Source organism: Streptomyces sp. MK7, assembly GCF_032658145.1.
Taxonomy (GTDB): Bacteria; Actinomycetota; Actinomycetes; order Streptomycetales; family Streptomycetaceae; genus Streptomyces; species Streptomyces spiralis.
Genome location: NZ_JAVACL010000008.1, coordinates 94,091 through 106,706 on the forward strand (window position 1 = coordinate 94,091; position 12,616 = coordinate 106,706).

Here is a 12,616-nt window from a genome sequence, read left to right on the forward strand (position 1 = left end):
GTCCCTTCTGTCGGGTGGGTGCCCCCGAGCAGCAACCAACCAGGCGAGGAGGCGTGTTGGTGCTGCTTGGGGCATGACGAACCAGGCCCATGGGGTGGGCGTGGATTTCAGGGAGGGGTGATCCGGCCGGTGGCCCGGTGGCTCAGGGTTGAGCGAGGGCGACGGTGGCCACCGGCAGGGCGATGCCCATGCGGGTAGCGAGCTGGGCGGCGGTGACCGGTGTTCCGTGCTCGGCGTGGTGGGTGTCCGCGATGCGCCGGGCCGCACTCAGCAGTGCGGCGGGCAGGGCCGGGCGAGGGCCGGTGGCAGGGGCCTTGGCGACGGCCGGGGCGGAGCCGGGCGCCTCCATCACGGCGGGTGCTTCGGCCAGGGTCGGCGCAGGTGTCGCGGTGGGGACCGGTTCAGGGGCCGGGACCGGGGGCGCGGTCTCGGGAGCGGGCGCGGTAGTGGGCACCGGCTCGGCGATGGGCGCGGGGCCTGGGGTGGTTGTGGTGGCGTCCTCCTGGTGTGCGGCGGTGTGGAAGTAGGCGAGGAAGGCGGGGCCGACGTGGCCCCAGCCCAGGAGTAGGAGCGGGGCGACGGTGTCCAGGCAGGCCCGGCCGTAGCGTCCGGTCAGCAGCGGCTCGGCGGTGTTCAGCGCGAGAGTGAGCAGCCCGCACAGGTGCAGCAGCCGGGTGCCGGCCTTCAGCTCCGCCTTGGACACGCCGCGCAGGGCGAGGAACCGCAGGGCGACCAGGAGTCCGATGACGGACAGGTCCACCATGGGCGCGATCAGAGGCGCGATTGGGCGGGGGACGCCGAGCCGCAGGGCCAGCGCCCAGATGTTGCCGAAGGAGAAGACGAAGGCCAGGACCGCGATCACAGCCATCACCACGGTCACAGTGCGCCGGGTGAACCGTTCTTCCGCCATGCGCGGGGCCTCCTCTCGGGGCATGGGGATTGGGGGCGTTCAGGGCTTGGCCAGGGGGACGGCCGGGCCGTCCGGCCCGTCGTCGTCGCCGGGGCCCGTGTGGCCGGTGGTGTCGAGGAGTGCGTCCAGGCACAGGGCAGGGTCGGCGGTCAGGTGGGAGGTGGCTTCCGCGATACGGACGGCGTCGGCGTCGGAGACGTAGGGGGTGCGGATGCGGGTGAAGCCGGGACGGCCCTGCATCGCCATCACCGCGACCCCGACATAGGCGGGGTCCTGCAAGGTGACCGGGCTGGCGTCCGGCCAGTTGCGGATGTCGTCACCGAGTGCGGCCACCGCGGCTTCCACCGTCTTCTGTGCGAACGACAGCCCGACCGGGCACACGTCGCGGATGAACGTCGGGATGGCATCCCCGGTGGTCTTCTGGCTGATCAGGATGGTCAGGATGCCGACGCTGCGGCCCTTCTTGACCAGGTCCTCCACCAGCCGGGCGTTCTCCGCCGTCAGCGCGGCCAAACGTTTCGTCTCAGCGTCGCTGCCCTTGTGCTCGCGGAAGAACGTGTGCGCCTCATCGATAAGGACCACGGTGAGCGGCCACAGCCGCGAGGGGCCGACGTGCCACATGTTCTTCACGCCCAGCACGTCACGGATCACCGACGACCGCCGACGACGCAGCTGAACCAGGCGCTTGAACAGCGTGTTGGCCTCGTCCAGGTCGTCACCGCAGAACGCGAACATCCGCTTGGCCAGGTCCGCGTAGTCGCCCTCCGAGGCCCGCGATACCTTCCCGTCGAAGCCCACGATCTGCACGGCCGCCGACGGCGCGAGGTCACAGACGAACTTGTTGATCCCCGAGGTCTTGCCCGCGCCGGGTGTGCCGGCCACCGTCACCCCGGGCACGTTCGCCAGAGACACGCACACCGGCGCCGCGTACTCGTCCACCCCCAACTCCCAGCGCGCCACGTCCTCTGGCGGTCCGCCGGTGGGCCGGTGCCTGGTCGGCGTGGTCAACGGGTCGGAGCGCACGCCACGGATCACCACCCGACCAGGCCCGTCCGGCAGGACGGAGACCCGCGTGCACCGCCAGGCATCCGCCAGAAAGCGTGCCGCCTTCTGGTACTCCTCCAATCCGACCCGCGGCAGCGTCCTGGCCCGCACGATCACCCCGAACCGGTCCGGCTTCACCTTGATCCTGGGAGTCAGCACCCGGGGTGCGGGGGCAGGGCCGTCCTTGGGCGCGGTGAGCTGGGCGAGCAGGCCCGGGGTCTTGTCGGTGACCGTCAGCCCGGCCATCCGCGCGAGGCGCACCCAGCCCCAGCGCACCCGGACGGCCTGCCGCATACTGACCCGCGTGCCCCGGTCGGCACGGATATAGCGCACCATCGTCCACAGCAGCCACGCCCCCGCCAGCACGGCCACGATCAGCAGCACCTGCGGCGCGCGGTCGGTCAGGTCCTCCACGTCAGTCCCCCTCGGTCTCGGATATCAGGCGGAGCATGTCGGCCAGGTCCAGCCCGGCCGCTTCCGCTGGGGTCAGGCCGAGCAGGGCGAGCACCGCGCCGGAGGCGGCGAACGCCGCCTTGCCCTCGGTGCCCGGCAAGGGGCGCAGCGTGTGCGGACTCCGCTGCGGCCCCTGGCTGTCGGGGCCGGTCACTGCGCTGCCTCCGCCGCGACCAGCTCCAGGCGGGCGGCGCGGTAGGCGACGCCGTCGGAGAGCCGACCGTTGAAGATCCGCGCCCACGGGGTGGCGAACAGCTCCACCGGCCGGACCATCACGCCCGGCTTCAGCCCGGCCGCCAGGCCCGTCTCCGGGACCGTGATCTTCAGGGCCTCGGCCCGGCCGTCCTCCATGAGCATCACGGTCACGGTGTACAGTGCAGGCCGCCGACGTCCTACGCGCCGCCATCCGTGACGGCGAGCTGCGTCCGGGCGAGCGACTGCCCTCCGCGCGCGAGCTGCAACGGCGCTTCGGGATCGCGAGCTCGACGGTCCAGAACGCCCTGCGCCTGCTCAAAGAGGAAGGGCTGATCTACTCCGTCCTCGGCCGGGGCAGCTACGTGCGCGCTCAGGACGCGGAGGCCGAGCACGAAGAAGAGGCCGCCGCCAGCGAGTCGGACCCCGCATACGTCGGACTCGGTGACCTTCAGCGGGGATGGCAGGTCGCACCGGCCGACGACCCCCGACCGCCGTACGTGCAGACCGCGGACGCGCTCCGCAAGCAGATCCAGGACGGCCAGCTCGCACCGGGGACCAAGCTCCCCTCCGCCCGCGACCTGCAAGCTCAGTTCGGCATCGCCAACTCCACCGCGCAGAACGCCCTGCGGGTCCTCAAGGAGGAAGGGCTGATCTACTCCGTACAGGGCCGGGGCGTCTTCGTCCGCCAGCTCGGCCCGCGTGATCAGTTCCTCAAGCGCTACAACGAATCGCTGGAACAGGCGACAGCTCAGCGCCGCGCGGACGAAGAGGCCGTAAGACTCAGCGGCAAGACCGACGACGAGGTCGCCGCCGAACTGGAGGCCGCCGAAGAACGCTTCGCGAAGGCCGGCGCCGAGTTTGAAGCCGCCACCGCCCACCGGGACGCCATGCGCGCCGTCATGGAGCAACGCAAGCGCCTCAGCGGCAACTACACACCAGAGGAGAACGCCGCCAAGGCCCAACTCCTACGCGACAGGCTCGCCGAAGGCCGACGTCGACGCTGACCCCGGACCACGCCACGGTGCGGCAACACGGGGATGGCCTTCGGAGAGCTGTTCAGAGTTTCTTTACTTGATCAAGAAGGGCGTCCCGCTTGCGCGGGCCGCCGCGCGTCGGCGGCCGGTGGCCGCCGCCCGCTCCTGTCTGCCGCCCCGCTGGCGACGGCCACCGGCCACTCGGCGCGCAGTGGCAGACAAGTGAGCCGACTCCGATCCCGGAAGCAACCGCAGCGGCGCCGCCAGGCCGACTCCGCCGAACGCCGCACAGCACCACGTCAGGCTGCAGCACCGAAGGCCGCGATCGATCGTCGTCGGCGTGGGTCACAGGCGAAGCCAGAGATCGAGTAGCCCATCCCGCTGCTGAGCGGCCAGGCCGGAGCGGGGCGGATGCTGTGACGGAAGGAAGAGGCGTGGTTGAGGCCGGTGCGGGGTTGCTGGAAGCACACGTGGCGGGTGATCTGTCGGCGCACCCGCCGTCGTGGCTGACTTTCTGTGGCTGAGCTTGAAGGAGCGACGGGGATCAGGTGACCAGCGACGGTGGTGCGATCGTCCGTGCTCGGTCGTACAGGTCGAGCGCCGTCGCGTTCTTCAGATGAGGGCGCAAGAGACCGAACATCGCCTTCACGCGGTCGTCGGCGCGGCCGGACTGCACCTTGGGGTAGTCGTCGAGGGCCTGGTGCCAGGTGGCGCAGGCTGCTTCGAGGTGGCCGAGTTCCAACTGCCGCTCTGCCAACAGGCCGCGACGGTGTACGCGTGTGCGCTGGTACGCGCTGGGGCGGAGCCGGTCCGCTTGTTGCATGGCTTCGACGGCTCCGGCCTTGTCACCAAGTTCGTAACGCACCTGACTCACATGGTAGTTGAGTGAAGAGGGGTCATACGAGCCGAACGCCTTGCCGCGTGACTCGGCACGGTCCATGGCCGCCTCGGCCTCCCGGATGTAGCGCAGCGCGCCCGCACGGTCGCCGGTCTGCGCGGCAGCGTGCGCCTGCTGGCCGAAGAGGAAGGCCAGCATCCGAGGGCCGGCTTTCGGGGAAGCCGCGGCGGCGGCATCGGCCAACTCCATAGCCTTCACCCCGTGGCGGAGGTCGACCGCCTGGACGCTCATGCCCCGCAGGGTGGTGCAGTACGTCAGGTGGTCCTCGGCAGCGCCTGCCAGCTCCAGGGCCTTGACGTAGTAGCGCTGCGCGAGACCGTGCAGACCTTCGTCCACGGCCATGTAGCCGGTCAAGTAGAGCAGGTCCGAGGCGGCGGACAGCATCGCCTTGCGTACGTCCTCGGGTGCGTCGGCACGCAGGTAGGAGGCCACGGTGTTGACCATGAACGAGGCCGCCATGGGGCGTGCGTGACGGCCGCCGAACTCGTCGTCCAGTTCCGAGACGCGCTCGGTCATGGCGACGACCATGTCCACTTCGTTCATGCCGATGCGGGTCGTGCGGCCGGACCGAATGGCATCGGCACGCCCGACTACATCAGGCCAGCCGGGAATGGTGACGGCCACGGAGAACAGGCCGGCACCCAGGACACTGCGGCGGGACGGGTCCATATCCAGCCTCCCCAGGTCGATCACCCCTTCCACGGTATCCGCAGCCGCGGAGGAGCGATCGCGTGGAACTGGCAGCCCGGCCTCGGCATGGGTGAGATGGGCGTTGGGACAGCAGCGAGGGGTGCCGTAAGGTCGGCCGTCAAGGCCGTACTCCTTCTTGCCAAGGGGTCGGTTTGGGTCGGCGGCGTGTGGAGCGCCGTCGGCCCTCTCCTCAGGTACAACGACCGTCGTCGGCGCGTCGGTTGCTCCCCGTGGGGGTGATCTGACGTGCCACCTGCAGGTATGAGACGACGCGTAGAGACAATTCCTGGGCGTCCGCTCCCGTACGGGATCCTCGGCGGCTGCACGAACGTCATCGACGTCACCGACGAGCACGAGCTGCTCGGTGTCGAGTGGATGGCACTGGGCTGCTCCCCAGTCCGTGACACCGACTGGTGCCCGCCCGACGAGTCGTTGGGCGACGAAAGCCCCGGAAGCCCGCCGACGCAGAAGGAGTTCTTCCCGCCGATCCACGAAGAGGCCGACCCGGTCACGATCTACGCCGGTGTGCGGTGCTCCACGATCGGCTGGTCGTACCAGGAGGCCATCGACCACGTGCGGGCCTCGCTGGAGCTGGGGGAGCAGCAGGCCGTCGAGTCCGCGTTCTGGCGGTACACGCTTGCCCCGCGCGCGATCGACCTGACCCCCGCGGCGGGGCCGGTGTCGATCGCGCAGGGCGTGGCCGCGCTGGAGGGCTGCTTGGCCGAGTCGTACGGCGGCGTCGGCACCCTGCACGTGCCCACCGGCGCCGCCGCGCTCCTCGGCTGCTGCAACATCGCCTACGTCGACGGGAACCGGCTGCCGACGCTCGCCGGGAACTGTGTGATCGTCGGCTCCGGGTACTCCGCGGCCAACAGCGGCCCGGACGGCATGCCGGCCCCGCCCGGCACCGCGTGGCTGTACATCTCCGGGCCGGTCGTCGTCCGCCGCAGCCCGATCGACGTCATCCCCGACAGCGCGGGCGCCTCCATCGACCGGCGGGTCAACACCCGGCGCGTGCTTGCCGAGCGCACCTACATACCCGCGACCACCTGCACCGTCGCGGGAGCCGGCCGCCCACGCCTCAAGGGCAAGTTGGTACGCGGCGGTGCGCTCCGGGCTCGGCTTCTGGTCCATGAGACGGCGGATCTGCTCGTTGACCTGATCCCGCGCAGGGGTGACCTGGCCCGAAGGCCGGGGGGAAGAGGACATACGCATACGGTACGAGACGTCACTGACAGTGGACACCGCCGGTCGCGTTCTATTCTGTTCGAAGACTGCGGAGCAAGTAGAACGGACGCCATCCGCTCACGACGACGAACCACTGTTGACCTTGAGTTTCCGCGCCCTCGCGGCTGAGAGGCTGTCCCTCATGATGGACAAAAGAGGTGGGGTTGAAGGCCAAGCGGTTCACCCTGGCAAGTACGCACGCGTCGAGCGGGAGAGGCGGTTCCTGCTGGCTGAGCCGCCAGCGCAGTCGGCGGTTACCGTCAGTCGCGTAATCAACGACCGGTATGTGGCAGGAACGCGCTTGCGGTTGCGTCGGGCCGACTTCTCGGATGGCCGCTGTGAGCTCAAGCTCTCCCAGAAGGTCCCGATCTCTCAGCCTGGCGCCATCCAGGGGCTGATCACGAATACGTACCTGGCGCCGGCCGAGTACGACGTGCTTGCCTCACTGCCAGCCGCCCTGCTGTCGAAGACCCGTTTCAGCGTTCCGCCCTTGGGCGTTGACGTCTTCGACGGTCACTTGCAGGGCTTGGTACTCGCAGAGGCCGAGTTCACTACAGATGAGGAAGCACGGAACTTTGTCCCCCCTGCCGAGTGCATCGCAGAGGTCACCGACGACACTCGCTTCACGGGAGGGCGCCTTATCCAGGCATCCCGTCACGAGCTGCTCGGGTGGCTGGCCGAATACGGACTCCACCCGGAAGCCTCTTAGCAGGGCTCCTTGCCACCATGAAATCTCCTCGCCGCCCGTTCGGGTGAAGTGCAGAGAAGCTCGGAGAAGTGCAAGAGATACGGCTTGGGCGGGAGCCCGTTGTGCCGGGGCTGCTTCGCCGTCGTTGCCGCGAAGTGGGGGCCGGTCGTGCGGCAGAAGGGGTACGACGCCTGATCCCCGTCGCCCGGCTGCTGCGCTTACAGCGTGCCAGCGGTGACGAGCTTGAGGAGCGCGGCGGTGTCGGGGAGGTCGTGGATCACGGCCTGGGCGCCTGCGGCGTGCAGCTCGTCTGCGGAGGAGCGGCCTGTTGCGACGCCGATGACTCGGACTCCGGTTTCACGGCCGCCCTCGACATCGGCGGGTGTGTCGCCGATGAGCGCAGCGTCCGAGGCGGCAGCAGATGAGCGGGCGAGGGCCAGCTTGACGAGACCTGGCCGGAGATCGGCGTCTTCGCCGTAGGCGCCGCCGTCCCACTGGATGTGTGTGTCCAGGCCGAACACGCTGAGCTTGATCTCGGCAACGGCTCGCACGTTGCCGCTGACGACCGTCTAACGCATTCCGGCGGCAGCAAGGGCCTCGAGCGCCGCGGCAGCGCCCGGGAGCGCGTGGCCTCGCTCCCGCAGCTCGCTGGCGTGCTCGATGTGCTGTGCGGTGAGAGCAGCCGCGAAGCGTTCGAAGTCTGCCCGATCGGTGGTGAGGCCGTGAAGCGCGGCGGTCTCGCGGAAGATCACTGCTTCGGTAATCCCGTCGATCTTCGCTTGCTGGAGCATCGGTTGGCCTGTGACCTCTTCGAATGCCGCGGCCGACAGCTCGCGGCCGACGCCTCGGGTGTCGATGAGCGTGTGGTCGATGTCCCACAGAACGAGTTGCGGCACGCGTTCCCCTCCGATGTTGAACGGTTGGCCGGGTAGCTGTGTGTCCCCCGATCGTTGCGGAAGGTACCCGCGACGTCGGCGACCGCCCTACTCTGACGGGACACGGGAGGGCGCATGGTCGATTCACCGAAGCTGCCCATCGGGGCACGAGTCAGGTACTACCGGCGAAAGAACGGTAACCGATCTCAGGCCGGTGCCTTCAGAGGCGCGTGAGGCGGTGGAGGAGGCGTGCGGGGGGCCGGTGCGGTACCGCCCGATCACGGACCGGCGCGGCTGTGCCGTGTGGCAGGTCACAGGGCCGGCCGGGCCGGTTGCGGTGAAGACGGGCTCAGGAGAAGGGGCGAGCGTCGTCAGCCGGGAGGCGGACGTCTTGGCCGCCGTAGGGCAGCCACGCGCCTTGCGCGCGTCCGGAAGATCTCAGAGCACGTCATGGCTGGTGACGCCTTGGTATGAGGGACCGTCGACGTGGGAGGCGCTGCGTGGCCTCCGCGAGGGGGGCGGCGACGAGCGCCGGGCAGCCCGGTATGTGGTGGAGCTGTGCGAGGCGGTCGGGCGTCTGCACCGGACCGGGTGGGTGCACTCAGACCTACAGCCTGGCCATGCCATTCACACGGCGCGCGGTGTCGCGTTGATCGACTGGTCATGGGCGTGGCACCCGGCCCGGATGCAGGCGTCGAGTCTCTTCCGGGGAGGCATGCCGCATCTGCTGGCCCCGGAGCTGGCGGCGGCCGTCGAGGACGGAATGCGCCCCGTGGCGCCGAGCCAGCCGGCGGAGGTCTACACGCTGGCTGCGTCCCTGTGGTGGGCGATCACCGGTGACTGGCCGCTCGACTACGAGGGCGCCGGCGCGGACCCGGCGCAGCTGACCGCCTCCGAGCTGCGCCGCGCGATCGGCAAAGGCGCGTTCCAGGTCCGGTCTCCGTCGATGTGGCCGGGCGTGCAGCGAGTCCTGTCGACCACCGTGCTGGCGCAGCCCCCGGAGTTGCGGCCGACTGCGGTGGAGCTGGCCGCGGCCGTGCGCGCCGCAGTGCTGCGCTGAACCGTTGCGCTGAGTGGCGAGGAGTAGCGGGAGGCCGCCCGCCGTGGGCGCCTGGGGTTCAGTCGGTCCTCGGCCGGAGGCAGCGGTTGACCGCCTCCCTGGTGGTGCTCCCGAGCGTGCTCTCGTTGCTCCCGAAGTGGCCTCCCTGAGGCGTGTGAGTCGGGCCGAGACGGGTTGAGACGGGCTCAGGCGGGGTGCTGAGCTGGGGGGATGGAAAAGCCGCAGGTCGGAGGGGGGGGTCGTACCGCTTCGTACTCCGCGACTTGGTCGGGACTATCAAGGTGGGCTGCCTGCAGAGCGCCGGGCCCACCCCCTATTTGTGGAACGGGTGCGGCGAGGCAGCGATGCGCTCCAGCCGACTTGGCGCCGGCGTGGGCGGATGGGACCTCTGAGGCAAGAAGACGCGGGTCGTGACGGCATCGCGCTACGGTTTCCGTTGCCGTGTTCCCGCGGGAACACGGCACGGGGCTAAGAAGTCTTCAGCCGGGCCGAGATGGGTTGAGGCGGCCCGAAACGGCTCGCGTCTGCCCAGGCCGGAGAGAAACACCAGGTCAGGCCATATGCGAAGAACCCACTGTGCGGGGGCTGCGGCCGTCGTCCTGTGCCGGCTCCTTCCGGACCCTCAACCGGAGAAGCCGACGCGCGCGAGCCGCAGCGGGCCGCGCAGCTCGAGACGGACGTCGTGCACGCCCTCGGCGGTGAACTCGGCGCGGACGGTGGTGTACCCGTAGGGATCCGGCCTGGGCGTGGCCGGGGCCGGGGTGAGGACGGCGAGGACCGGGCCGCCGTCCAGGGAGATCTCGGCGACGCCCGCACCGGACAGCTCGGCGGCTACCTCCCGGACGCCCTCCCGGAAGTCGCAGCTGCGGTAGACCAGTTCGCCCGTCCGTCCGGTCGCCGCCGTCACCGCGTCACCCGACGTCCTCGTCCGGTCGACGATCTCGATGCCGGACTGCTCGTCGAAGTCGGCGGCCTCCAGGCCGCGTTCGCGCACCGGGCGGGGTGCACCGGGTTCACCGTCGAGCGTGAGGGTGGTGCGCAGGCGGATGTCCTCGCTGGAGGCGCCGACGAGCAGTTCGTAGGGGCCCGGCTCCAGACGCCGGCGGCCCTGGGCGACGTCCCAGAATTCGAAGGCGGACAGCGGGACTTCGAAGACGGGCTCCAGTGAGCCGCCCGGGGCGAGCGTGATGCGGCGGTGGGCGGCCAGTTCGCGGCGCGGGCGGGGGACCGAGGGGTTCACCGCCCGCAGGTAGAGCTGGACGACCTCGTCGGCGGTGACGTCCCCGGTGTTGGTGACGGTGCAGGAGACGCGGACCGTCTCGCCGTCGGCGCGGGCGGTCAGGCCGTCGTAGGCGAACGACGCGTACGACAGCCCGTGCCCGAACGGGAACAGCGGGGTGCCCTCGAAGTAGAGGTAGGTCTGGCGGCTGCCGATGATGTCGTAGTCGAGCAGGCCGGGCAGGTCGGAGTCGTTCGCGTACCAGGTCTGCGGGAGCCGGCCGGCGGGGGAGACGTCGCCGGCGAGCACCCGGGCCAGCGCGGTGCCGGCCGCCTGCCCGCCGTGCGCGGTCCACAGCATCGCACGCAGCGGCTCGGGGTCGACGGCGTACGGGTACGCCGAGACCAGCACCAGCGCCGTGTTCGGGTTGGCGGCGCGGGCGGCGCTCAGCAGCCGTTCCTGGTGGCCGGGCAGGCGCAGGGTCGTACGGTCCTCCGTCTCGCGGCCGCCGATGTGCGGGTCGTTGCCCGCGACCACCAGCACCACGTCGGCCCCGGCGGCGGCCCGGGCCACCGCCTCCTCGCCGCGCTCGGCCACGACCAGCTCGAAGACCTCCGGGTCCGGTCCGTCCTCCCCGGCAACCTTCACGCCGTCGGCGGCGACACACACGTGGCGACCAGTGCCGATGTGCCGCAGGAGGTGACGGTTCTCGTGGGGTTGCCCGTGGGGTTCGAGGCGGAACGTCTCCTGCACCACCCAGCCGCCGGGCTGGTCGGCCGAGGCGCGGACGTAGCCGTCGTCGGCCACCGAGAGATACCGGCCGTCCGGCGCGCGCAGGGTCAGCACGCCGTCGCCCCAGTCGGTCAGGGCGAGTTCGGTGCCGGTGGGGTCGGTGGTGAGCGGGGGCAGGTCGGTGCGGCCGGCCAGCAGGGCCGGGTCGAGGGCGCCCTCCGCGCCGCGCACCGGCTCGTCCGCCTCCCCGGCGGGCGGAACGTGCAGCCAGGCGCCGCTGCCGGTGCGCAGCCGGACCCGGTCCACGCCCTCGGCGAAGTCGACGCGTTCGGCGCCGAACCGCTCGTACAGGCCCTCCAGCGGGGTGCAGCGGTGCAGCAGCGTGCCGCTGTACCAGTCGAGTTTGCACTCGTCGGCGAGCAGCCCGACCACGGCGATCCGGGTGCCGGGGGCGAGGGGCAGCAGGCCGTCGTTCTTCAGCAGCACCACCGCCTGCTCGGCTGCCTCCTGGGCGAGGGCGCGGTGCTCCGGGGTGTCGAACTCGCCGGTGGTGGCGGCGTACGGATCGTGCTCGGGGTCGAACTCGCCGAGCCGGAAACGCACCGAGACCTGGCGGCGCACGGCCGTGTCGACGTCCGCCTCCGTCAACAGGCCCTGGTCGAGCGCGGCTCTCAGGCGTGCCACGGTCTTCGCCGGGTCGGTGCCGTGGTCGGTGAAGCTGTCCACACCGGCGAGCAGCGCGGCGGCGGTGGCCTCCTCATGGGTGGCGAAGTAGTGCTCGGAGTCGACCAGGTTGGAGGGTGCGCCGGCGTCCGAGCAGACGAGCAGGTCCTGGTCGGTCCAGGTGCGCAGGTGCTCGCCCAGGTGGGGGGAGACGTGGTTGGGGCGGCCGTTGACCAGGTTGTAGGCGGGCATCACCCCGGCCACCGCGCCCGCCCGTACGGCGTCGCGGAAGGCCCTCAGGTCGTACTCGTGCAGTACGCGCGGGCGCACGGAGGACGACGTGGTGTCCCGGTGGGTCTCGTTGTTGTGCGCCAGCCAGTGCTTGAGGACGGGCGCGGTGCGCCAGTACGTCGGGTGGTCCCCGCGCAGCCCCCGGGTGTAGGCGGTGGCGATCGCCGACGTCAGCCCGGGGTCCTCCGAGTAGCCCTCCTCGTTGCGGCCCCAGAGGGGGTGGCGCAGCAGGTTGACGGTCGGCGCCCAGACGTTGAGGCCGACGCGCTCGTCACGGGCGCGCATGGCCCGGACCTCCTTGGAGACCGCCTCGCCGATCCGGCGCACCAGTTCGTCGTTCCAGGTCGCACCGAGCCCGACGGCCTGCGGGAACACCGTCGCCGGGCCCATCCAGGCCACCCCGTGGAGGGCCTCCTGGCCGGTGCGGAAGGCGTCGATGCCGAGCCGCTCGACGGCGGGCGCGAACTGGTGCAGGAAGGAGACCTTCTCGTCGAGGGTCAGCCGTGCCAGCAGATCGTCGACGCGCTTCGCGAACGGCAGTCGCGGATCGCGGAAGGGTGGTGTGGGAGGCGTGCGTACGGTCACGTTGGGGGTCCCCTTGGGCTGGAGCGGCGGGCCTCTTTCGAAGCGCTTCGATGCTCAGTCGGCTCCGGGGTGGGTGTCAAGACACCTCGAGGCAGGAAGTCCGCCAATCCAC

Annotated in this window: 10 protein-coding genes and 1 pseudogene; 4 read left to right on the forward strand and 7 right to left on the reverse strand. The window is 70.8% G+C overall.

All coding sequences use genetic code 11. The features are described 5' to 3' along the window. Window positions 1-142: 142 nt before the first annotated feature. The 4 genes from R2S09_RS12815 to R2S09_RS12830 are packed head-to-tail and all read right to left on the reverse strand — an operon-like array spanning window position 143 to window position 2,773. Window positions 143-910, reverse strand: a complete 768-nt coding sequence (locus tag R2S09_RS12815) for a DUF2637 domain-containing protein (RefSeq protein WP_316741014.1) — start codon at window positions 908-910, stop codon at window positions 143-145. Between the two features lie 39 nt (window positions 911-949). Continuing rightward, window positions 950-2,368 carry an FtsK/SpoIIIE domain-containing protein gene (locus tag R2S09_RS12820; protein WP_316741015.1) on the reverse strand — a complete coding sequence of 473 codons (1,419 nt, stop codon included), beginning with the start codon at window positions 2,366-2,368 and terminating at the stop codon, window positions 950-952. Window position 2,369: 1 nt separating this feature from the next. Then, window positions 2,370-2,561, reverse strand: a complete 192-nt coding sequence (locus R2S09_RS12825; protein WP_316741016.1) for a hypothetical protein — start codon at window positions 2,559-2,561, stop codon at window positions 2,370-2,372. After that, on the reverse strand, window positions 2,558-2,773 hold the full coding sequence (locus tag R2S09_RS12830) for a hypothetical protein (protein ID WP_316741018.1): 216 nt from the start codon (window positions 2,771-2,773) through the stop codon (window positions 2,558-2,560). The genes R2S09_RS12825 and R2S09_RS12830 overlap by 4 nt, the downstream gene beginning before the upstream one ends. Window positions 2,774-2,781: 8 nt before the next feature. On the opposite strand from R2S09_RS12830, the gene R2S09_RS12835 reads away from it, so the two are divergent. Next, window positions 2,782-3,606 (forward strand): GntR family transcriptional regulator, encoded by an 825-nt coding sequence (locus R2S09_RS12835; RefSeq protein ID WP_316741020.1) that lies wholly within the window; start codon window positions 2,782-2,784, stop codon window positions 3,604-3,606. 514 nt (window positions 3,607-4,120) lie between these two features. Here the strand turns inward: R2S09_RS12835 and R2S09_RS12840 are convergent. Further along, a complete protein-coding gene (locus tag R2S09_RS12840) occupies window positions 4,121-5,518 on the reverse strand; it encodes a tol-pal system YbgF family protein (RefSeq protein ID WP_399143946.1) in 1,398 nt (465 codons plus the stop codon). Here R2S09_RS12840 and R2S09_RS12845 point away from each other — a divergent pair. Both R2S09_RS12845 and R2S09_RS12850 read left to right on the forward strand, forming a co-directional pair. Next, a complete protein-coding gene (locus R2S09_RS12845) occupies window positions 5,426-6,520 on the forward strand; it encodes a cupin (RefSeq protein ID WP_316741023.1) in 1,095 nt (364 codons plus the stop codon). The genes R2S09_RS12840 and R2S09_RS12845 overlap by 93 nt on opposite strands. A gap of 13 nt (window positions 6,521-6,533) precedes the next feature. Next, window positions 6,534-7,100, forward strand: coding sequence for a hypothetical protein (locus tag R2S09_RS12850; protein WP_316741025.1), 567 nt, complete (start codon window positions 6,534-6,536; stop codon window positions 7,098-7,100). Between the two features lie 197 nt (window positions 7,101-7,297). On the opposite strand, the pseudogene R2S09_RS12855 reads toward R2S09_RS12850, so the two are convergent. Further along, window positions 7,298-7,975, reverse strand: a pseudogene (locus tag R2S09_RS12855) (HAD family hydrolase). Window positions 7,976-8,669: 694 nt separating this feature from the next. Between R2S09_RS12855 and R2S09_RS12860 the strand changes: the two are divergent. After that, entirely contained in the window at window positions 8,670-9,014 is a 345-nt protein-coding gene (locus tag R2S09_RS12860) for a hypothetical protein (RefSeq protein WP_316741027.1), read from the forward strand. A gap of 622 nt (window positions 9,015-9,636) precedes the next feature. On the opposite strand, the gene R2S09_RS12865 is transcribed toward R2S09_RS12860, so the two are convergent. After that, on the reverse strand, window positions 9,637-12,504 hold the full coding sequence (locus R2S09_RS12865) for a glycoside hydrolase family 3 C-terminal domain-containing protein (RefSeq protein WP_316741029.1): 2,868 nt from the start codon (window positions 12,502-12,504) through the stop codon (window positions 9,637-9,639). Window positions 12,505-12,616: the final 112 nt, after the last annotated feature.

What these genes read in the sequence shown, in the direction of transcription:
- R2S09_RS12860 (WP_316741027.1), top strand. Translation starts at nt 8,670, where the DNA reads ATGCCGCATCTGCTGGCCCCGGAGCTGGCGGCGGCCGTCGAGGACGGA.
- R2S09_RS12845 (WP_316741023.1), top strand. Translation starts at nt 5,426, where the DNA reads ATGAGACGACGCGTAGAGACAATTCCTGGGCGTCCGCTCCCGTACGGG.
- R2S09_RS12850 (WP_316741025.1), top strand. Translation starts at nt 6,534, where the DNA reads ATGATGGACAAAAGAGGTGGGGTTGAAGGCCAAGCGGTTCACCCTGGC.
- R2S09_RS12815 (WP_316741014.1), bottom strand. Translation starts at nt 910, where the DNA reads ATGGCGGAAGAACGGTTCACCCGGCGCACTGTGACCGTGGTGATGGCT.